General features: G+C 71.0%; 18 protein-coding genes. 13 read left to right on the top strand and 5 right to left on the bottom strand.

The genetic code is table 11. From position 1 onward, the window contains the following. Entirely contained in the window at positions 1 to 438 is a 438-nt protein-coding gene (locus ACGH7X_RS37490) for an Lrp/AsnC family transcriptional regulator (RefSeq protein ID WP_399897614.1), read from the bottom strand. A gap of 85 nt (positions 439 to 523) precedes the next feature. Here ACGH7X_RS37490 and ACGH7X_RS37485 point away from each other — a divergent pair, with 85 nt between their 5' ends. The 3 genes from ACGH7X_RS37485 (at position 524) to ACGH7X_RS37475 (ending at position 3,214) form a co-directional block, all read left to right on the top strand. Continuing rightward, the gene (locus ACGH7X_RS37485) at positions 524 to 1,432 is read left to right on the top strand and encodes an SMP-30/gluconolactonase/LRE family protein (RefSeq protein WP_399894527.1); all 909 of its coding nucleotides are present in this window, start codon (positions 524 to 526) and stop codon (positions 1,430 to 1,432) included. 96 nt (positions 1,433 to 1,528) lie between these two features. Then, positions 1,529 to 2,344, top strand: a complete 816-nt coding sequence (locus ACGH7X_RS37480; RefSeq protein ID WP_399894524.1) for an SAM-dependent methyltransferase — start codon at positions 1,529 to 1,531, stop codon at positions 2,342 to 2,344. A 36-nt stretch (positions 2,345 to 2,380) separates the two neighbouring features. Then, the gene (locus ACGH7X_RS37475; RefSeq protein WP_399894521.1) at positions 2,381 to 3,214 is read left to right on the top strand and encodes an alpha/beta fold hydrolase; all 834 of its coding nucleotides are present in this window, start codon (positions 2,381 to 2,383) and stop codon (positions 3,212 to 3,214) included. Between the two features lie 99 nt (positions 3,215 to 3,313). On the opposite strand, the gene ACGH7X_RS37470 is transcribed toward ACGH7X_RS37475, so the two are convergent. Then, positions 3,314 to 3,517, bottom strand: a complete 204-nt coding sequence (locus ACGH7X_RS37470) for a cold-shock protein (protein WP_003978336.1) — start codon at positions 3,515 to 3,517, stop codon at positions 3,314 to 3,316. 330 nt (positions 3,518 to 3,847) lie between these two features. On the opposite strand from ACGH7X_RS37470, the gene ACGH7X_RS37465 reads away from it, so the two are divergent. Next, positions 3,848 to 4,612 (top strand): hypothetical protein, encoded by a 765-nt coding sequence (locus ACGH7X_RS37465; RefSeq protein WP_399894518.1) that lies wholly within the window; start codon positions 3,848 to 3,850, stop codon positions 4,610 to 4,612. Between the two features lie 132 nt (positions 4,613 to 4,744). Here the strand turns inward: ACGH7X_RS37465 and ACGH7X_RS37460 are convergent, their stop codons facing one another. Together ACGH7X_RS37460 and ACGH7X_RS37455 are read right to left on the bottom strand one after the other, a co-directional pair. Then, positions 4,745 to 6,160, bottom strand: a complete 1,416-nt coding sequence (locus ACGH7X_RS37460) for a Gfo/Idh/MocA family protein (RefSeq protein WP_399894515.1) — start codon at positions 6,158 to 6,160, stop codon at positions 4,745 to 4,747. Positions 6,161 to 6,296: 136 nt separating this feature from the next. Next, a complete protein-coding gene (locus tag ACGH7X_RS37455) occupies positions 6,297 to 7,142 on the bottom strand; it encodes a GntR family transcriptional regulator (RefSeq protein ID WP_399894512.1) in 846 nt (281 codons plus the stop codon). Between the two features lie 247 nt (positions 7,143 to 7,389). On the opposite strand from ACGH7X_RS37455, the gene ACGH7X_RS37450 reads away from it, so the two are divergent. The 5 genes from ACGH7X_RS37450 to ACGH7X_RS37430 all read left to right on the top strand — a co-directional run bounded on the left by ACGH7X_RS37450 (position 7,390) and on the right by ACGH7X_RS37430 (position 13,633). Further along, complete coding sequence (locus ACGH7X_RS37450) at positions 7,390 to 8,658, top strand: extracellular solute-binding protein (RefSeq protein WP_399894509.1); 1,269 nt, start codon at positions 7,390 to 7,392, stop codon at positions 8,656 to 8,658. A 39-nt stretch (positions 8,659 to 8,697) separates the two neighbouring features. After that, positions 8,698 to 9,678: a carbohydrate ABC transporter permease gene (locus ACGH7X_RS37445; RefSeq protein WP_399894506.1), complete on the top strand. Its 981-nt coding sequence runs from the start codon at positions 8,698 to 8,700 to the stop codon at positions 9,676 to 9,678. Beyond that, positions 9,675 to 10,526, top strand: coding sequence for a carbohydrate ABC transporter permease (locus ACGH7X_RS37440; RefSeq protein ID WP_399894503.1), 852 nt, complete (start codon positions 9,675 to 9,677; stop codon positions 10,524 to 10,526). The genes ACGH7X_RS37445 and ACGH7X_RS37440 overlap by 4 nt, the downstream gene beginning before the upstream one ends. A 114-nt stretch (positions 10,527 to 10,640) precedes the next feature. Next, on the top strand, positions 10,641 to 12,215 hold the full coding sequence (locus ACGH7X_RS37435) for a beta-N-acetylhexosaminidase (RefSeq protein ID WP_399894500.1): 1,575 nt from the start codon (positions 10,641 to 10,643) through the stop codon (positions 12,213 to 12,215). Beyond that, positions 12,212 to 13,633 (top strand): cellulose binding domain-containing protein, encoded by a 1,422-nt coding sequence (locus tag ACGH7X_RS37430; RefSeq protein WP_399894497.1) that lies wholly within the window; start codon positions 12,212 to 12,214, stop codon positions 13,631 to 13,633. The genes ACGH7X_RS37435 and ACGH7X_RS37430 overlap by 4 nt, the downstream gene beginning before the upstream one ends. A gap of 15 nt (positions 13,634 to 13,648) precedes the next feature. Here ACGH7X_RS37430 and ACGH7X_RS37425 read toward each other — a convergent pair whose 3' ends face one another. After that, positions 13,649 to 13,870, bottom strand: coding sequence for a hypothetical protein (locus ACGH7X_RS37425; protein ID WP_399894494.1), 222 nt, complete (start codon positions 13,868 to 13,870; stop codon positions 13,649 to 13,651). A 372-nt stretch (positions 13,871 to 14,242) separates the two neighbouring features. Between ACGH7X_RS37425 and ACGH7X_RS37420 the strand changes: the two genes are divergently transcribed. Genes ACGH7X_RS37420 through ACGH7X_RS37405 form a run of 4 tightly spaced genes read left to right on the top strand, consistent with a single transcriptional unit; the run spans position 14,243 to position 18,294 of the window. Next, the gene (locus tag ACGH7X_RS37420) at positions 14,243 to 15,070 is read left to right on the top strand and encodes an endo alpha-1,4 polygalactosaminidase (protein ID WP_399894491.1); all 828 of its coding nucleotides are present in this window, start codon (positions 14,243 to 14,245) and stop codon (positions 15,068 to 15,070) included. 34 nt (positions 15,071 to 15,104) lie between these two features. Then, positions 15,105 to 16,433 (top strand): ABC transporter substrate-binding protein, encoded by a 1,329-nt coding sequence (locus tag ACGH7X_RS37415; RefSeq protein WP_399894488.1) that lies wholly within the window; start codon positions 15,105 to 15,107, stop codon positions 16,431 to 16,433. Positions 16,434 to 16,447: 14 nt separating this feature from the next. Continuing rightward, entirely contained in the window at positions 16,448 to 17,398 is a 951-nt protein-coding gene (locus ACGH7X_RS37410) for a carbohydrate ABC transporter permease (protein ID WP_399894485.1), read from the top strand. Beyond that, positions 17,395 to 18,294 carry a carbohydrate ABC transporter permease gene (locus ACGH7X_RS37405; RefSeq protein WP_399894482.1) on the top strand — a complete coding sequence of 300 codons (900 nt, stop codon included), beginning with the start codon at positions 17,395 to 17,397 and terminating at the stop codon, positions 18,292 to 18,294. Before ACGH7X_RS37410 ends, ACGH7X_RS37405 begins: the two co-directional genes overlap by 4 nt. Positions 18,295 to 18,389 lie beyond the last annotated feature (95 nt).

Genomic DNA, 18,389 nt, shown 5'->3' with positions numbered 1-18,389 from the left:
CTAGCCGGCGTTCAGCGGGCGTTCGAAGAACGTTTCCAGGACCACCGTCGCCTGGGTCCCGCTCACCCCGTCGATCGCGTAGAGACGGCGCAGCACGTCCTGGAGGCGCTCGGTGCCGGCCGTGCGCACCTTCACCAGGACCGCCGCGCTGCCCGCGATGACGTGCGCCTCCTGGATCTCCGGCACGGCGGCGAAGTCCTCGGCCCGGTCGCCCATCCACGTCGTGGAGTCGACCAGCACGAAGGCGAGGACTCCGCGGTCGAGCGCCTCGGGGTCGACGTCGACCGTGGTGGCCCTGATGACGCCCTGTTCGCGCAGTTTGCGGACGCGTTCGTGGGCGGCGCCCGCCGACAGGCCGACCTCCTTGCCCAGTGCGGCGTACGGCCGGGTCGCGTCCCGCTGGAGCAACGCGATCAGCCGACGGTCGATCTCATCCACTGACTTCATCCATGGACCGTATCTGATTCGGCAGGGTGCGTGCTACGTTGAATGACGTTCTGATCACTTCCGCTGAGAGGACATCATGTCCACCGACAGCCCGTACGAGATCCTGGACGACCGCTTCCGCACCGGACGCTGTACGAACGGTGACAGCAGGCTGGAGGTCCTGCACAACGGCTGCCGCTGGGCCGAGGGCCCGCTGTACCTCCCCGCCTGGCGTCAGCTGATCTGGAGCGACATCCCCAACGACCGCATCCTGCGCTGGGACGAGGCCACCGGCACGGTGGGTGTCTTCCGCTCCCCGGCCGGCCACAGCAACGGCAACACGCTCGACCGCCTGGGCCGCCTGGTCACCTGCGAACAGGGCAACCGGCGCGTCACCCGCACCGAACCCGACGGGACCGTGACCGTCCTCGCCGAGCACTACGCCGGCAAGCGGCTCAACAGCCCCAACGACTCCGTCGTCCGCTCCGACGGCACCGTCTGGTTCTCCGACCCGGACTTCGGCATCACCAGCGACTACGAGGGCCACCGCGCCGAGTCCGAGATCGGCGCGTGCAACGTGTACCGGATCGACCCGGCCTCCGGGGACGTGCGGCTCGCCGCCGCCGGCTTCGAGGGGCCCAACGGCGTGATCCTGTCCCCCGACGAGCGACGGCTGTTCGTCTCCGACTCCCGGGCCGCCCGGATCCACGCCTTCGACGTCCAGGAGGACGGCACGCTGTCCGACGGAAAGGTCTTCGCCGAGGCCCGGGGGGACGTGCACTTCGACAACATCCGCTTCGACGACGAGGGCCGCCTGTGGGCCGCCGCCCTGGACGACGGCGTCCACTGCTACGACCCCGACGGCACCCTCATCGGCCGGCTCCGCGTGCCCGAGCCCGTCTCCAACATCGCCTTCGGCGGCCCGAAGAACAACCGCCTGTTCATCACCGCCACCACGTCCCTGTACTCGCTGGTGATGTCGGTGACGGGCGCGCCGCGCCTCTAGAGCCCGCCCGTCGGTGAACCGGTGTACAGGAAGGGGCCGTTGCGACGTAAGTTGTGGGCAAGCACCCACGCCTCGGCTGAAAGACGGACCGTATCCATGAGCGACCCTGCGACGACCCCGGGCCACGCGGCCCACCAGAAGATCGACACCTCGGTGCCGCACTCGGCCCGGATCTGGAACTACTGGCTGGGCGGGAAGGACAACTACCCGGTCGACGAGGAGGCCGGGGACTCGTACACCGCCGTCTTCCCCGGCATCGTCACCATCGCCCGCAGCAGCCGCGCCTTCCTGCGCCGCAACATCACCTACCTCGTCGCCGAGGCGGGCATCCGGCAGTTCCTCGACGTCGGGACGGGTCTGCCGACCGCCGACAACACCCATGAGGTCGCCCAGCGCATCGCGCCCGAGACCCGGATCGTCTACGTCGACAACGACCCGATGGTCCTCGCCCACGCCCGCGCGCTGCTCTACTCGACCTCCGAGGGGGCGACCGCCTACATCGACTCCGACGTACTCGACCCGGACGCCGTCCTCGCGGCCGCCGCCGAGACGCTGGACTTCGACCGGCCCATCGCTCTGGTCCTCAGCAACATCCTGGGCCACATCGCCGACTACGACCAGGCGCGTTCCGTGGTCACCCGGTTGCTGGCCGCCCTGCCGTCCGGCAGCTACCTGTCCGTCAACGACGGCTCGCGCGGCATCGATCCGGGCTTCGAACGGGCCCAGGACGCCTACAACGAGAGCGGTGCGGCGCCGTACATCCTGCGCACCGTCGACCAGATCACGGCGTTCTTCGAAGGCCTGGAGCTGGTGGAGCCCGGCGTCGTCCCGGTGCCGCTGTGGCGTCCGGAGCCCGGTGCTCCCGCCCCCGAGCCCATCGGTGAGCACGGCGGGCTCGCCCGCAAGCCGTGACGCCCTGAGCGGCGCCCGACCGAGAGGAACCCTCCCATGTCCGCATGGCCGTTGCCCGAGTCGTTTGCGAGCAGCTCGGGCACCGTCCGCTGGAACCGGCTGGGCCCAGCGGACGGGCGCCCGCTCGTCCTTCTGCACGGAACGCCGTTCTCGTCGTACGTGTGGCGTACGGTGGCCCGCTCGCTGGCGCGCGACCACCGGGTGTTCGTCTGGGACATGCCCGGTTACGGGCAGTCGGAGATGTACGCGGGACAGGACGTGTCCCTGGCCGCCCAGGGCCGGGTCTTCACCGAGCTGCTGGACCACTGGGGCCTGGCGGAGCCCCTCGTGGTCGCCCACGACTTCGGCGGCGCCGTAGCCCTGCGGGCCCATCTGCTGCACGACGCGGCCTACCGGGCGCTCGCCCTGGTCGATCCGGTCGCGCTGGCGCCCTGGGGGTCGCCGTTCTTCCGGCTGGTCCGCGAGCACGCCGAGGTCTTCGAGCAGCTGCCGGCGGCGCTCCATCAGGCCCTGGTGCGCGAGTACGTGGCGTCCACCGGCGGTCCCGGGCCGCACCCGGCGGTCCTGGAGCGGCTGGTCGAGCCCTGGCTCGGCGAGTCCGGGCAGCCGGCCTTCTACCGGCAGATCGCCCAGGCCGACCAGCGGTACACGGACGAGATCCAGGACCGCTACGCCGGCATCAGTGTGCCGACGCTGATCTGCTGGGGCGAGGAGGACGCCTGGATTCCCGTGGCGAGGGGACGCGAACTCGCCGATCGTGTCCCGGGCGCACGATGGGAGCCGATCGCCCACGCGGGTCATCTCGTCCAGGAGGACGCTCCCGCCGAGCTGACGGCCGCACTGCTCGCCTTCCTCGGCCGCCTCCCCTGAGGGTCGCGCGTCCTGCACGCGCACGGCGGCATGCCACGGGGCAGGGTGCCCGGGAAAGTTCACTTCCCGGGCACCCTGCCCCGTGCAACGGTCTCCCGATCAGGCGGGGGTGATGTTCTCCGCCTGCGGGCCCTTCTGGCCCTGGGTGATGTCGAAGGTCACGGCCTGGCCTTCCTGCAGCTCGCGGTAGCCCTGAGCGTTGATGTTGGAGTAGTGCGCGAAGACGTCGGGGCCGCCGCCGTCCTGCGCGATGAAGCCGAAGCCCTTTTCAGAGTTGAACCACTTGACAGTTCCGCTGGCCATGCCTTTTGCCTTTCAGCCGTTATCGGATCCGCACCGCGCGAACCCGGAGGTGGTCGTCCTGGTCCTCCGGCATTGCACAGCAAACCGCCCGCACTCCTGGGCGGGCGGTCTGGGCGAACCACGACATCTGCTGCTGACGCTACACGGCATGTCCGAGCCTCACCAGTGAGTAAGGGGTGTGAGCGGGAACGATGTTGTCGAGCGGCACCCTCGGCCGCTGCCGTGGGGGTCGCTTCTGCGCCATACGGGGGAGACCGCGAGGCGGCCGCACAACCCGGTTCCGTTAGTGGTCTAGCTATGAGTAGTCCACACACGGAGTCGGAGATCGATATGACCGTCAGGAAAGCGCTGGCCCTGGTGATCGGCGCTGTCATGTGCACCGGCGTGCTGGGAACCGGCTGCGCCCGGGAGCACGCGGGCGCCTCCTCGCAGGACGCACACGCCCCCGGCAGTTCCGCGGCACCGCCCGCGTCCCCGCGCGCCGCTCCCCCGCGCTCCTTCCCCCGCCCGCTGCCCGGGGTCGGGCCGGTCATGCGGGACCGGCTCCCGGCAGGCTCCCGGCAGGCGCTGGTGGTCACCGGCGAGACCGAGGACTCGTCGCAGGCGCGGGCGGTGCTCTACGAGCGGTTCCCCGCCGAGGGCTGGCGCGCGGTCGCCGGTCCCTGGCCCGCCCACAACGGCCTGCGCGGCTGGACCGACGACCACGAGGCGGGCGACCTGCACACGCCGATCGGCGTCTTCGGCCTCAGCGACGCCGGTGGCCGGCTGCCCGATCCGGGCACCCTGCTCCCCTACGACCAGGACCCGGAGTTCGCCGTGTCGGGCACGGGGTATCTGGGCGAGCCGCTGGAGGGGTCGTTCGACTACGTGGTCGCCATCGACTACAACCGGGTGTCCGGCACCACCCCGTTGGACAGGACCAGGCCCATGGGCGAGGACAAGGGCGGCGGGGTCTGGATCCATGTGGACCACGACGGGCCGACGAACGCCTGCGTGTCCCTGAGCGAGGAGCACATGCGCGCGTTGCTGACCGCCCTGGACCCGGACAAGGAGCCGGTCGTCGTCATGGGCCCGAAGGAGGTCCTGGACCGGTAGTCCGGCTCGGGGCGGGGGGGGGCGTTGACGGCCTTGTCCGCCGCGCCGCCCGGACCCTGGAGGGGCCCGCCTGCCCGAACGGTGGGCGGCGACGGGCAGGCGCGCGACGGGACCGGTGCCTGCGTGCCGGGTTCAGCCGACGGGCGGCATGTCGGTGGGCGCCGAGTCGAGGCCGGGCCTGCGCTCGCGCCAGGCGCCCCGGGTGAAGTCGGGGATCTCGACGGGGCGGCCGCCCCTGGCCAGCGAGGTGACGCTGAGGGGGACGGCGGAGCACCAGGCGGCCGAGTCGTAGATGTCGATGTCCGGTACAAGACCCGCCCGCATCAGCTGGACGGTGCGCCACTGCAGGACGTAGTCCATGCCGCCGTGGCCGCCGTTGTTCGCGGCGTCGTCGCCGACCTTCAGCCACAGCCAGTGGTCGTACTCCTTGCGGTAGGCGTCGAAGTCGCGCCAGGTGTGGCCGCTGTGGTCCGGCTCGACGTAGACGCGGGCGCCCGTCGGTGCGGGTCCGGCGTAGTCCTCGACTGTGCCGCGGCTGCCGGCGAGGGTGTTGATGCGGCTGTAGGGCCGGGGCGAACTGACGTCGTGCTCCGCGCGGATCGTCCGGCCCTTCGCGGTTTCGATCATGCAGGTGACCAGGTCGCCGTTGACGTAGGTCTCCTTCCAGGACGGGTGGTCCCGCGGGACGAAGCGGGCGCGGTAGTCGGCCAGCCCCTTCGGGGCGGTCGTGGTGGCGCTCAGGGTGGTCATGCGGTCGCCGCGGTTGACGTCCATGGCCGCCGCGATCGGGGCCAGCCCGTGCATCGGGTAGAAGGAGGCGGTACTGCGGGTGTGCCACAGCCGTCGCCAGGAGTCGGTGTAGTAGGTGTCGGAGAAGAGGAGTTCGCGCAGGTCGTGGAGGTAGCCGCCGTGGCCGTTGGTGATGTCTCCGAACAGGCCGTCGTGCGCCGCCTTCAGCATGGCCAGCTCGTTGCGGCCGTAGCTGCAGTTCTCGGACAGGAGCAGGTGCCTGCGGGTGCGCTCGGAGGTGTCGACGAGGTCCCACAGCTCGCGCAGCTCCGTCGCGACGGGGAGTTCCACCACGGCGTGCCTGCCGCTGAGCAGCGCCGCCCGGCCGTGCTCGTGGTGGAACTCCCAGGGTGTGGCGACGTACACCAGGTCGATGTCGTCGCGCCGCAGCATCCGGGCGTAGGAGTCGGCGGAGCCGCCGTATTCGGCGGGGCGGGGGCTGCCCTTGCCCTCCAGGCGGTCGGCGGCGCTCTTGGCGCGGTCGGCGCGGATGTCGCAGACGGCGGTCACGGTGCAGCCGGGTACGGCCGCCCAGCCGGTGATCATGCTGCCGCCCCGGTTGCCGAGGCCGATGATGCCCACGCGCACGGTCCGGTGGGCGTCGAAGGGGACACCGATCATCGACTTCTGGCCGGGCCTGCGGCGGGGCGCCTGCCCGGCCGCGGCCGACGCGGACGCGGTCGTCCCGACCGCGAGCGCGCCGGTGGCGACGGCCGAACCCAGGAGCAGTCGGCGTGAGACAGCGGGCGTTTGGGACATGACGGCAACACTCCTCGTGGGGCGGTCGGCATCACAGTCGGGGCATGACTCTGCGGGCTCTGCCGTGACATGTCAATACGTGCTTGATACACAGCAGTTCCGAGCACTTCCGCGCACCGAGAAGCCGAAGGTGCCGCTACATCCCGTCCTGCACCACCCCCCGCGTCGAGAGCGTGACGGGGTCCTTGGTGGTGAAGTCCCCCGGCGGAATGCCCGGATGATGCCCCTCGCCCGGAGGCGGTGCCTGGTCACGCGGGCCCAGGGTGAGCCGGGAGACGATGCGGTAGCGGTCGCCTCGGTAGAGGGAGTGCACGTACTCGACGGGCCGGCCCCGGGTGTCGATGGTCAGGCGCTCGAAGAGCAGCGCCGGGGAGAGTTCCGGCACGTCGAGCAGGTCGGCCTCCGCGCGGGTGACCACGGTGGGCTCGATCGACTGCACGGCCTCGCTGACCCGGACGTCGTGCCGCTCGACCAGGTGCTCGTAGAGGTCACCCTGCTCCAGTTCCTCACTGGTCAGGTCCGAGACGAGGTCGGCAGGCATGTGCAGGTACTCGATGGCCATGGGCGAACCGTCGACGAGCCGCAGGCGCGCCACGTAGTGGATCCGCGCCGCGGGCGACATGCGCAGCTTGCGGCCCACCCGGGCGCCCGCGGGCAGGGTGCGCACCTCCAGGAGCCTGCTGGTCCAGGCTCCGGCTGCCTGCGGAAGGCTGAAGGCCCGCCGGTCGGAGACCAGTTCCTGGGTGATCTTCTCGGCGGCGACGAACATGCCCCGGCCGTGCTCGCGCACCAGCAGTCCGGCGACCACCAGTTCGTCGACCGCGGCACGCAACGTGGGCCTGGACACCCCGAGTTCGGCGCACAGGGTGCGCTCCGAGGGGATCGCGTCCCCCGGGCGCCGTTCCTCGATGAGTTCCAGGATGGCGTCGCGGACGCGCTCCCGCTTGAGCACCGCACCGGAGGCGGCGGCGTCGATCTCCATGCAGTACTCCCGTAACTGGTCTGCTGGTCAGCCGAGCTTACCTGTCAACCTCGGCCGTGAACCAGCCACATCGGTGACCGAGCGGCCGAAATCCGATACATACGGGAGGGGTTGACGCCCTCATTGGTCCATGCCACCTTCGAGCAACGCCGACTGGTAAGTCTTGCGACCCTTACTGGTCAAGTGTGGGTGTGTCGTCCTCCCCTCCCAGCCCTCCCAGCTCTCCCAGCTCTCCCAGAGGTGAACCGTGAAGTACCGCTCGCTCGCCCTGCTCTCCACCCTGGTGCTCAGCGCCGGACTCGCCGCCTGCTCGTCGTCCGGCGACACCTCGGACGGCGCCGGCGACGGCAGGACCGCTCTCGACGTGTGGCTCATGCGCGACAGTGTCTCGGCAGGCTTCCAGAAGGAGTTCGAGACGGGCTTCGAGAAGGCCCACCCCGACATCGACCTCAAGATCCAGATCCAGGAGTGGGAGGGCATCGGCGAGAAGGTGACCGCCGCCCTGGCCAGCAACGACGCCCCGGACGTCATCGAGGTGGGCAACACCCAGGTCGCCCAGTACGCCCAGAGCGGCGGCCTCACCGACTTCACGGACCGGGTGGAGGAACTGGGCGGGGGCGACTGGCTGAAGGGCCTCGCGGAGCCCGGCTCGTACGACGGCAAGCAGTACGGCATCCCCTACTACGCCGCCAACCGGGTCGTGATCCACCGCACCGACCTGTTCGAGAAGGCCGGCGTGGACCCCGCCGGGATCAGGACGCGGGACCAGTGGATCGACGCCACCCGCAAGCTCGACAAGGGCGGGACCCAGGGCATCTACCTGCCGGGGCAGAACTGGTACGTCCTGTCCGGCTTCGTCTGGGACGAGGGCGGCGACCTCGCCACGAAGTCCGGCGGCGAGTGGAAGGGCGGCCTGGACAGCCCCGAAGCCCTGCGGGCGATGGACTTCTACCAGCGCCTCCAGGCCCTCGGCAAGGGCCCCAAGGACTCGGACGAGGCCCAGCCGCCGCAGGCCGAGGTGATGGCGAAGGGACAGGTGGCCCAGATCGTCGCCGTCCCCGGCGGCGCCAAGGTCATCGAGGAGAAGAACCCCGAACTCAAGGGAAAGCTCGGCTTCTTCCCGATCCCCGGCAAGACGGCCGGGCGGCCGGGTGCCGTCTTCACCGGCGGTTCCGACCTGGTCGTCCCGGCCGTCGCCGCGCACCAGGAGGAGGCCTTCACGTTCCTGCGCGAACTGACCGGTGACGCCTGGCAGAAGAAGCTCGCGGTCGCCATGAGCTACGTACCGAACAAGACCACCCTGGCGGGGGCCGTCTCCGCCGACCCGGGCACCGCGGCCATGGCGGCCGGCGCCGTGAACGGACACGCTACCCCGAACACGCCCCAGTGGGCCGCGGTCGAGGCGAAGAACCCGATCAAGGAGTACATGACGGCCGTACTCACCGGCGGCGACGCCGAGTCCGAGGCGGCGAAGGCGTCCCGGACCATCACCGACACGCTGGGCAGCGACTCCTGAGCGCGGCCGGCCCCGACCCCACGAGGACCAGGAGACGTCGTGTCGACCGTCCGTGAGCGCAGCGTCCCGCGCAAGGCGGGCCCCCGCCCGCCGGCAGCCACCGGGAGCACCGGTGGGCACGGCGGGGCCCGCCGGGGCACGCTCTGGCCGTACCTGCTGATCGCGCCCGCCGTGCTGGGCATGCTCTATCTGCTGCTCTATCCGCTGGCCCGCGCGGTGCTCATCTCCTTCCAGGACTTCCGGCTGCGCCAACTGATCCTGGGAGACGCCGACTTCGTCGGGCTGCGCAACTACCGGACGCTGCTCGGCGACCCGGAGTTCTGGGAGGTGGTGCGCCGCACCTTCGTGTTCATGGGCATCAACGTGGTCGCGATCATGGTGCTGTCCACCCTGGTGGCACTGATGACCGAGCGGCTGGGCAGGGCGGCCAGGACCGTGGTCCTCAGCTCCCTGGTGCTGGTCTGGGCCGTGCCGGTGGTCGCGGCCACCACCGTCTTCCAGTGGCTGTTCCACTCGGAGTTCGGGATCGTCAACGAGACCCTCACGGGCCTCGGTTTCGACTCGTACGAGAGCTATCCCTGGTTCGCGCACGGCGGTGCCGCGTTCGGCATCGTCGTGGTCCTGATCGTCTGGCAGTCCGTGCCCTTCGCCGCGATCACGCTCTACTCGGCGCTGGTGACGGTGCCGGCCGAGCTGTACGAGTCGGCCCGGATGGACGGCGCGGGGGCGGTACGCGTCTTCCGGTCCGTCACGTTCCCGCTGATCCGGCCGATCTTCATGCTCGTGCTGTCCCTCGAAGTGATCTGGACGTTCAAGGCGTTCGTGCAGATCTGGGTGATGACCCGCGGCGGGCCGGGCGAGGCCACCACCATCCTGCCGGTGTACGCCGTGCAGAGGGCGCTGGCGGGCCAGCGCTACGACCTGGGCTCCGCCGCCTCGATGCTCACGGTCCTGCTGATGAGCGGCGTCCTCGTCCTGTACTTCCGCCAACTGTTCCGTCAGGAGGGTGAGCAGCTGTGAGCACCTCGCACCCCGCGGCGCGTCGCGCGCTGCGCCGCCTCCCGCTCAACGCCGCCGCCGCGCTCACCGTGGTGATCTGCCTGTTCCCCGTGTACTGGATGGTCACGACCGCCTTCAAGCCGTCCACGGACATCCAGTCCTACGATCCCCATCTGGTGCCCCGCGCCTGGACCTTCGACCACTTCCACAAGGCGGTCGGCGCCGACGGCTTCGCGCTGTTCTGGCGCAACAGCATCCTGGTCACCCTCAGCGCGGTCCTGCTCGCCCTGGTGGTCGCGCTGGGCGCCGCCTACGCCGTGGCCCGCATGCGGTGGCGCGGGCGCCGGCAGTTCATGCTGGCGGTGTTCATCGCGCAGATGGCGCCCTGGGAGTCACTGATCATCCCGATCTACATCATCTCCCGCGACACCGGAATGCTCGACCGGCTTCCGACGCTCACCCTGATCTACTTCATGATCACGCTGCCGTTCACGGTGGTCGTGCTGCGCGGCTTCATCGCCGGGATTCCCCCCGAACTGGAGGAGGCGGCGCAGGTCGACGGCTGCACCCGGGCCGGTGCCTTCCGCAAGGTGGCGTTCCCGCTCCTCGCGCCCGGTCTCATGGCGACCTCGCTGTTCGGCTTCGTCACCGCCTGGAACGAGTTCACCTACGCCAACTTCCTCATCATCAAGCAGCAGGACAGCCGCACGCTGCCGGTGTGGCTCTCCTCCTTCCAGTCGACCTTCGGTACCGACTGGGGCGCGACCATGGCGGCCTCCACGCTCTTCGCCCTCCCCGCGCTGATCATCTTCCTCGCCCTGCAACGCCATGTGACGGCCGGGCTGGCCTCGGGAGGCGTCAAGGGCTGACCGCGCACGCCGTTGCCCGCCCTTCTCCCGCACCGCCCTTCACCCGCACCGCGCTTCTCCCCCCGCCGCGCTTCTCCCCCGCCGTCGTGCACCGCCGACCACCGGAGCCGTCCCGTGGACCTGCCACGCCCCGAACTGGCCCTCGTCCCCCGCCCCCGCCGCCTCTCCACCCGTTCCGGGCGTTTCCGTCTCGACGGCACGACCCGGCTGCGGGTCACCCCGGGGGCGGGTCCGGCCGCGGCCCTGCTGCGCACCCTCCTCGCCCCGGCCACCGGACTGCGGCTGGACTCCGCTGCCGACGGCGCCTTCGTGCTCGCCCTCGACCCCGCCCTGACCGGCCTCGGCGACGAGGGGTACGGCCTGACCGTGAGCCCCCAGGGAGTCCTGCTGCGCGCCGCCCGGCCGGCTGGCCTCCTGCGCGGCGTGCAGACGGTGCGGCAGCTCCTGCCCTACGACGCCCTGTCGGAGCGGCCGGTGCGCGGCGTGCCGTGGGACCTGCCCGCCGTGGAGATCACCGACGTCCCCCGTCACGCCTGGCGCGGTTCCATGCTCGACGTGGCCCGGCACTTCCAGCCGGTGTCCTACCTGCGGCGCTACGTCGACCTGCTGGCGCTGCACAAGCTGAACGTCTTCCACCTCCATCTCACCGACGACCAGGGCTGGCGGATGCCCGTGGCCGCACACCCGCGGCTCACCGAGGTCGGTGGCCGGCGCGCGGAGTCGATGGTGGGCCCCGCGGGCGGCGACCGGTTCGACGGCGTGCCGCACACCGGCTCCTACACCCGGGCGGAACTGCGGGACCTGGTCGCCTACGCGGCCGAGCGCGGGGTCAGCGTGCTGCCGGAGACCGGTGTTCCCGGGCATGTCCGCGCCGCCCTGGCCGCCCACCCCGAACTGGGCACCGATCCCACGCGCCGCCTGGACGTGTGGACGCACTGGGGCGTGTGCGAGAACGTCCTGGGCACCGGCGAGCACGTCCTGGACTTCTTCCGCACCGTCCTGGACGAGGTGATGGACGTCTTCCCCTCGCCGTACGTCCACCTCGGCGGCGACGAGGTCCCCACCACGGAGTGGGAGCTGAGCCCGGCGGCGCGCGACCGCGCCACCCGTGAGGGGCTGACCGGGCCCCGCGCGCTGCACTCCTGGTTCATCGCCCGCCTGGCCGGGCATCTCGTGCGGGCGGGCCGCCGGCCGGTCGTCTGGGCCGAGAGCGGCGTCACCCTCCCCCTGGAGTGCACGGTGATGAGCTGGCGCGAACCGGCACACGCCCGCGCGGCGGCACTGCGCGGGCACCAGGTCGTCCACACCGACCACCGCGCGACCTACTTCGACTACGCGCGCGGCCCCGGCCCCGAGGAACCGCAGGCCCAGCCCGGCGAGATCGTCGACCTGCGCGCCGTCCACGACGTGGACCTCGCGCCGCCGACGCCGGAGTCGGCGTCCCGGGTGCTGGGTGCCCAGGGCCAGTTGTGGACGGAGTTCGTGCGCACCCCCGAGCACATCGAGTACCTCACCTTCCCGAGGCTGTGCGCCCTCGCCGACCGGGTCTGGGACGGAACGTCGGGCTGGCGGGACTTCACCGCCCGGCTGGCCGGCCACCGGGCCCGCCTCGACGCCCTGGGCGTCCCGCACGCCCACCCACCGAAGCTCCCGCGCACGCAGGAGCCGTGCCGAAAGGATCCCGTATGAGAAACCGACCCACCGCAGGCCGCGCCCGCCTGGCGCTCGCCGTGGCCGTCGCTTTGGGCGGCGGCGCCCTGACCGCCCTCCCCGCCCAGGCCGCCCCCGCGGCCGACGGCCTCACCGTCCAGTACCGCACCAGCGCGAGCGGAGCCACCGCGGACCAGACGGAGCCCTGGCTCAAGGTCCGCAACACCGGCTCGTCCACCGTGCAGCTGAGCCAGGTGAAGATCCGCTACTACTTCAAGGCGGACTCGCCGACCGCCTCCTACCGCTTCGCCTGCTCCTGGGCGGTACGCGGCTGTGCCGGCATCACCGGCACGTTCGGCACCCTGGGCAACCCCACCGCGACGGCCGACCGCTACCTGGAGATCGGCTTCACGTCGGCGGCCGGCACCCTGGCGCCCGGCGCGGACACCGGTGACATGCAGTTGCGCTTCTACCAGAGCACCTGGCAGACGCTCCGGCAGAGCGACGACTACTCCTTCAACGGCGCGCAGACGTCGTACGCGAACTGGGACAAGGTCACCGCGCAGCTCGCCGGCGCCACTGTCTGGGGAGCGGCTCCCGAGGGCAACGACCCCACGGACCCGACCGACCCGACGGACCCGCCCGGCGGCGGGCAGACCCTGTTCGACGACTTCGACTACACCTCGCACACCGACCCCGCGATCTCCGCCCACGGGTGGAGCGTGCGCTCCAACTCCGGCGGGCCCGGCGTCCCCGGCGCCACCTGGGACCCGTCGAAGGTCACCTTCGTCTCCGCCGGCGGCAACTCGGTGATGAACCTGGAGACCTCCACGGCCGGCACCGGCGCGTCCACCACGCAGACCGAGGTCCTGACCAAGTCCATGAAGTTCAAGGACGGCACGTACGCGGCTCGCGTCAAGTTCTCCGACGCCCCCAAGTCGGGACCCGACGGGGACCACCTGGTGCAGACCTTCTTCACCATCAACGACCTCAAGGCCCCGATGGCCGACGACTACGCCGAGTACGACTTCGAGTACCTGCCGAACGGAGGGTGGGGCGAGCCGTCGAACATCCTGTACACGACCTCCTGGGAGACCTACAACCCCGACCCCTGGCAGGCCGTCAACCAGCACTCCGAGCAGCGGCGGAGCTACGCGGGCTGGCACGACCTGGTGGTGACCATCGACGGCGGCGCCATCACGTACTACGTGGACGGGCAGCCGTTCGGCACGCATGACGCGCAGTACCTGCCCGAGCGGCCGATGTCGATCAACTTCAACCAGTGGCTGATCGACCTGAACGGCCAGACGTCGACGACGCCGCGCGCCTACGACCAGCAGGTCGACTACGTCCTGCACGTCAAGGACCAGGTGCTCACCCCGGCCGAGGTCGCCGCGAAGGTCGCCGGGTACCGCGACGCCGGTACCGGTTTCGTGGACGAGGTGCCCGCTCCCTGATCCCGGCGGGGACGGTCAGAACAGCCGCTCCTGAGCGGGTGAGGGCCGTCCCCGCCCCTTCCGGCGCGTGGCGCTCGGGGCGGGCGCCGCCTCCCCGAACAGGGGGGCGGTGCCGTACTCGTCGGGCTCGGCGGGGACGGTGGCGGGCCCGGTGCCCACGTTGAGGACCAGCGGGGCGTCACGGTCGAAGTCGCCGGGTGTCATCGCCACCCACTCACGGTCCTGCCGCTCTCCCACGCACCGACACCTCTCTCGCGCCGCCCGCCGCGACCACGCGACGCTACCAGCCCCGCGGCCGCCCGGTGATCACGGCTCCCGCCCGGCTCGCTCCCGTCGTTCCCGGGCACGCCACACGCGGCGCATCATGATTGTTTCTGCGTCGAACAAGCTCTCTTCAATCATGTTCGTGCACCAGTTGCCTTGTTTCGAACTCTTGACAGGGGCTGGATCCGGTCGATTTACTCCCGATCAACGCCGATGTCGTGTGATCGGCGGCAGAGGTACGCCCAGCCGGTAGCTGGCTTCGCGCCAGGAGCCCGGACTGAGTCGCCAGGACCGCCACGCGCGTCCGAGGCGGGGACGTGCCCACCACCCCCCGGAGCTCGAACCATGAGCCGTATCCAGGTGCACACCCCCAAAAAGCCGGTGCTGGCCGGCGTATGTGCCACCGCCGTCCTCGTCACCGCCGCCGCGCTCGTCCCGGGCAGCACCCCGGCCGAGGCGGCCACCCCGGCCCCGCCCCCGGCCCACGCGGACTTCGACTACCAGATCGGCGGCGCCTACACCCCGCCCGCCGGAGTGCGGGTGATCAGCCGCGACCACACGGCCTCCCCCGCGGCGGGCCTGTACAACATCTGCTACGTCAACGCCTTCCAGGCGCAGCCCGGAGCGGAGGACGACTGGGACGACGACCTGCTGCTGCGCGACGCGAACGGTGACGTCGTGTACGACACCGACTGGGGCGAGGCCTTCCTCGACATCCGCACCGCCGACAAGCGCGAGCGCATCGCCGAGAAGGTCGGCACGTGGATCGACGGCTGCGCGGACAAGGGCTTCCAGGCCGTCGAACCGGACAACTACGACAGCTACACCCGTGCGGGCGATCTGCTGGACGCCGCCGACGCCCAGGGCCTGATCAAGCTGCTGGCCGAGCGCGCGCACTCCGACGGGCTGGCCATCGGCCAGAAGAACACCGTCGAGCTGGCCGCGAACCGCGAGGAGAACGGTCTGGACTTCGCGGTCGCCGAGGAGTGCGGCGAGTGGGACGAGTGCGGTGACTACACGGCCGAGTTCGGCGACAACGTGATCGTCATCGAGTACACCGCCAAGGGCCTGTCGAAGGCGTGCTCGGGGTTCGGCGACACGCTGAGCGTCGTCCGGCGCGACCTGGACGTGTCCCCGAAGGGCAGCAGCGGCTACGTCCGTGAGACCTGCTGACACCCGACGGCCAGTCCAGTCCTTGGAGGTACAGATGAATGCGGTCCGACGTGCCGCGGCTCCCTCACGCAGGGGTGTGCTGCGGGCCGGCGGGGGTGCCGCGCTCGCGGCCGTCGCGGGCACCGCGGTGACCGGCTGCGGGGCCGGCACCGATGACGGCGTCGGGCCCGACGGCACGGTCACCGTCGAGATGTGGCACGGCCAGGCGGACACGGCGAAGAAGGTCCTGGAAGGTCTCGTCGCCGACTTCGAGCGGGCCCACCCGAAGATCAGGGTGAAACTGGGCGGCGGAGTGCTGTCGGACGTGATGCTGCAGAAGGTGACGGCGGCCCTCGCCGCCGGCTCCTACCCCGACATCGCGTACATCTTCGGGTCGGACCTGGCGCGGGTGGCCCGCAGCCCGCAGGTCGTCGACCTCACCGACCTGGTCGCCGACGGTCCCGTTCCGTGGAAGAACTACTGGGCCGCGGCCCGCGACGCCGTCACGCTCAACGACCGGGTCAGGGCCGCCCCCGCGGTGCTCGACTCGCTCGCCGTCGTCTGCAACAAGAAGCTGTTCCGCGAGGCCGGTCTGCCGCTGCCGAAGGCCGGCTGGACCTGGGAGGACTTCGTCTCCTGCGCGCGCACGCTCACCGAGTCCGGCCGGGGCCGGTTCGGCACGGGCTGGCCGGGCACCGGCGACGAGGACACCGTGTGGCGCCTGTGGCCGCTGATCTGGGACCTGGGCGGCGACGTCGTCGACGACAGCGGCAAGGGCATCGGCTTCGCCGACACCGGCGCCCGGGCGCTTGAGGTGGTGGCCGGCCTGGCCCGGGACAAGAGCGTCTACGTCGATCCCAAGCCCGGCAGCGAGCAGATGTACCAGGTGTTCCAGTCCGGCCGGATGGGCATGGTGGTCACCGGTCCGTGGCAGCTGCCCGACATCGAGACCGCCGGAGTCGACTACCACGTCACCGCGCTGCCCTCCTTCAGCGGACGCCCGGTCACCATCTCGGGGCCCGACACCTGGACCGTCTTCGACAACGGCGAGGCACGGTCCGAGGCCGCCCGTACCTTCCTGAGCTGGCTGGCCCGGCCCGAACAGGACGTGCGCTGGGACATCGAGGCCGGCAGCCTCCCGCTCAGCCGCCGCACCGAGGCGCTGCCCGAGTGGCAGGACAAGGTAGCCCGCACCGAGGGCCTGAACGTGTTCACCACCGCGCTGGAGACGGCGCGCGTGCGCCCCGTCCACGCGGCGTACCCGGAGGTCTCGCAGGCGCTGGGGCAGGCGATCGTCGCCGTGCTCCTGGGGCGCAGTACTCCCGAGAAGGCGTTGCGTGCCTGCGCCGACGACGCCAACGCCGCCCTGCTCATACCGCGTTGAGGAGCCACACCGCCATGCCGCGCCTCCCCCGCCCCATCACCGTCGAGGGTCCGCCGCCGGACCCACGGCCACTTCGCCGCAAGCGCCGGCGCGAGACCACCGCCGCCTGGGCGTTCGTCTCACCGGCGGTCCTGATCGTCCTCGGTCTGAGCATCGTCCCGGTCATCTGGTCGCTGCTGCTGTCCTTCCAGGCCAGTGACCTCGTGACGCCCAGCCGCTGGGTCGGCCTGGACAACTACCGCGCCCTCGCCCAGGACCCCAACTTCAGTCAGGCGGTCCGCAACACGCTGCTCTACACGGTCCTGTACGTGCCGTTGAGCCTGCTGTTCGGCCTGGCCCTCGCCCTGGTGCTGAACCGGCGCATCCGCCTGGTCGGCCTCTACCGCACCCTGATCTTCGTGCCGTTCGTGCTGTCGGCGACGGCGCAGGGCGTGCTGTTCTCCTTCATCCTGGACCCGGAGTTCGGCGCCGCCAACTCGGTGCTGCACCACCTCGGCGTCTCCTCGCAGGGCTTCCTGTCCGATCCATCCCAGGCGCTGCTGGTCCTGGTGGCGATCACCCTGTGGAGCGGCACCGGTTTCTGCGTCGTCGTCTACCTCGCCGCCCTCCAGGACGTGCCGCAGTCCCTGATCGAGGCGGCCCGGCTCGACGGCGCCGGCCGCCGGCACCTGCTGCGCCACGTCACCCTGCCCACGCTCACGCCGGTCACCGTCTTCCTCGTGCTGTGGCAGGCCATCCAGTCCCTCCAGGTCTTCGACCTCGTCTACGTCACCACCAAGGGCGGCCCGCTCGGTTCGACCACGGTGATCGTCTACTTCATCTGGGAGAAGGCCTTCAAGGACGCCACCGCCGGATACGGGGCCTCGGCCGCGTACGTCCTGGCCGTCGCCCTCGCTCTGGTCGCGGGGGCCGTCCGCATCGTCCGGCGTCGGGGACGCCACCGTCTCGAAGGGGCCCGATCATGACGGCGACCTCCACCCCGCCGGGCACCGCCGGCACCGCCGACGCCCTCGTGAAGGCGCCCGCCGCCGGCGAACGGCGCCGCCCGCGGCTCCCGTTCAGTCCCTGGCACCTGCTGCTCGCGCCGCTGGCCCTCGTGTTCGCCGTGCCGCTGGTCTGGCTGGTGCTCAGCTCGGTGATGAGCAACGCGGAGATCAACCGGTTCCCGCCGGCCCTGTGGCCGTCGGGGATCGACCTCGGCGGCTACCGGTACGTGCTGGGCAACGCGATGTTCCCCCGCTGGTTCGTCAACTCGCTGATCGTCTCCGCCGTCACGGTCAGCGCGAACCTCGTCTTCGGGTCGCTGGCCGGGTACGCCTTCGCCCGGATGCGGTTCGCGGGCTCGCGGGTGCTGATGGGGCTGATGCTGGCCACCATGGCGGTGCCGTTCCAGCTGACCATGATCCCGACGTTCCTGGTGATGAAGAAGCTCGGCCTCATCGACACCCTGGGCGCGCTGATCGTGCCGTCGCTGGTCACGCCGTTCGCGGTGTTCCTGCTGCGGCAGTTCTTCCTCTCGCTGCCCCGTGAGCTGGAGGAGGCCGCCTGGATCGACGGCTGTTCACGGCTGCGGGTGCTGTGGCGCATCGTGCTGCCGCTGTCCCGGCCGGCGCTGAGCACGGTGGCGGTGCTCACCTTCCTGACCACGTGGAACGATCTGACCTGGCCGCTGATCGCCATCAACCACGACACGCAGTACACGCTGCAGCTGGGTCTGACCACGTTCCAGGGGCAGCACCACACCCAGTGGGCCGCGGTGATGGCCGGCAACGTCATCACCGTGCTTCCGGTGCTGCTCGCCTTCCTCGGCGCGCAGAAGACCTTCATCCAGTCGATCACCTCGAGCGGGCTCAAGGGCTGACCGCCGCTCTCGCCGAGGCCCTCGAACTCGCCGCCGTGTGCGGCGCCCTGTCCACCCGCGCCCACGGCGGCACCGCCGCCCAGCCCACCTGGGAC

It is taken from the genome of Streptomyces sp. BBFR51, assembly GCF_044591655.1.
Classification (GTDB): Bacteria; Actinomycetota; Actinomycetes; order Streptomycetales; family Streptomycetaceae; genus Streptomyces.
The sequence above is the reverse complement of the archived record's forward strand: the minus strand, read 5'-3'. Positions and strand labels throughout refer to the sequence as shown.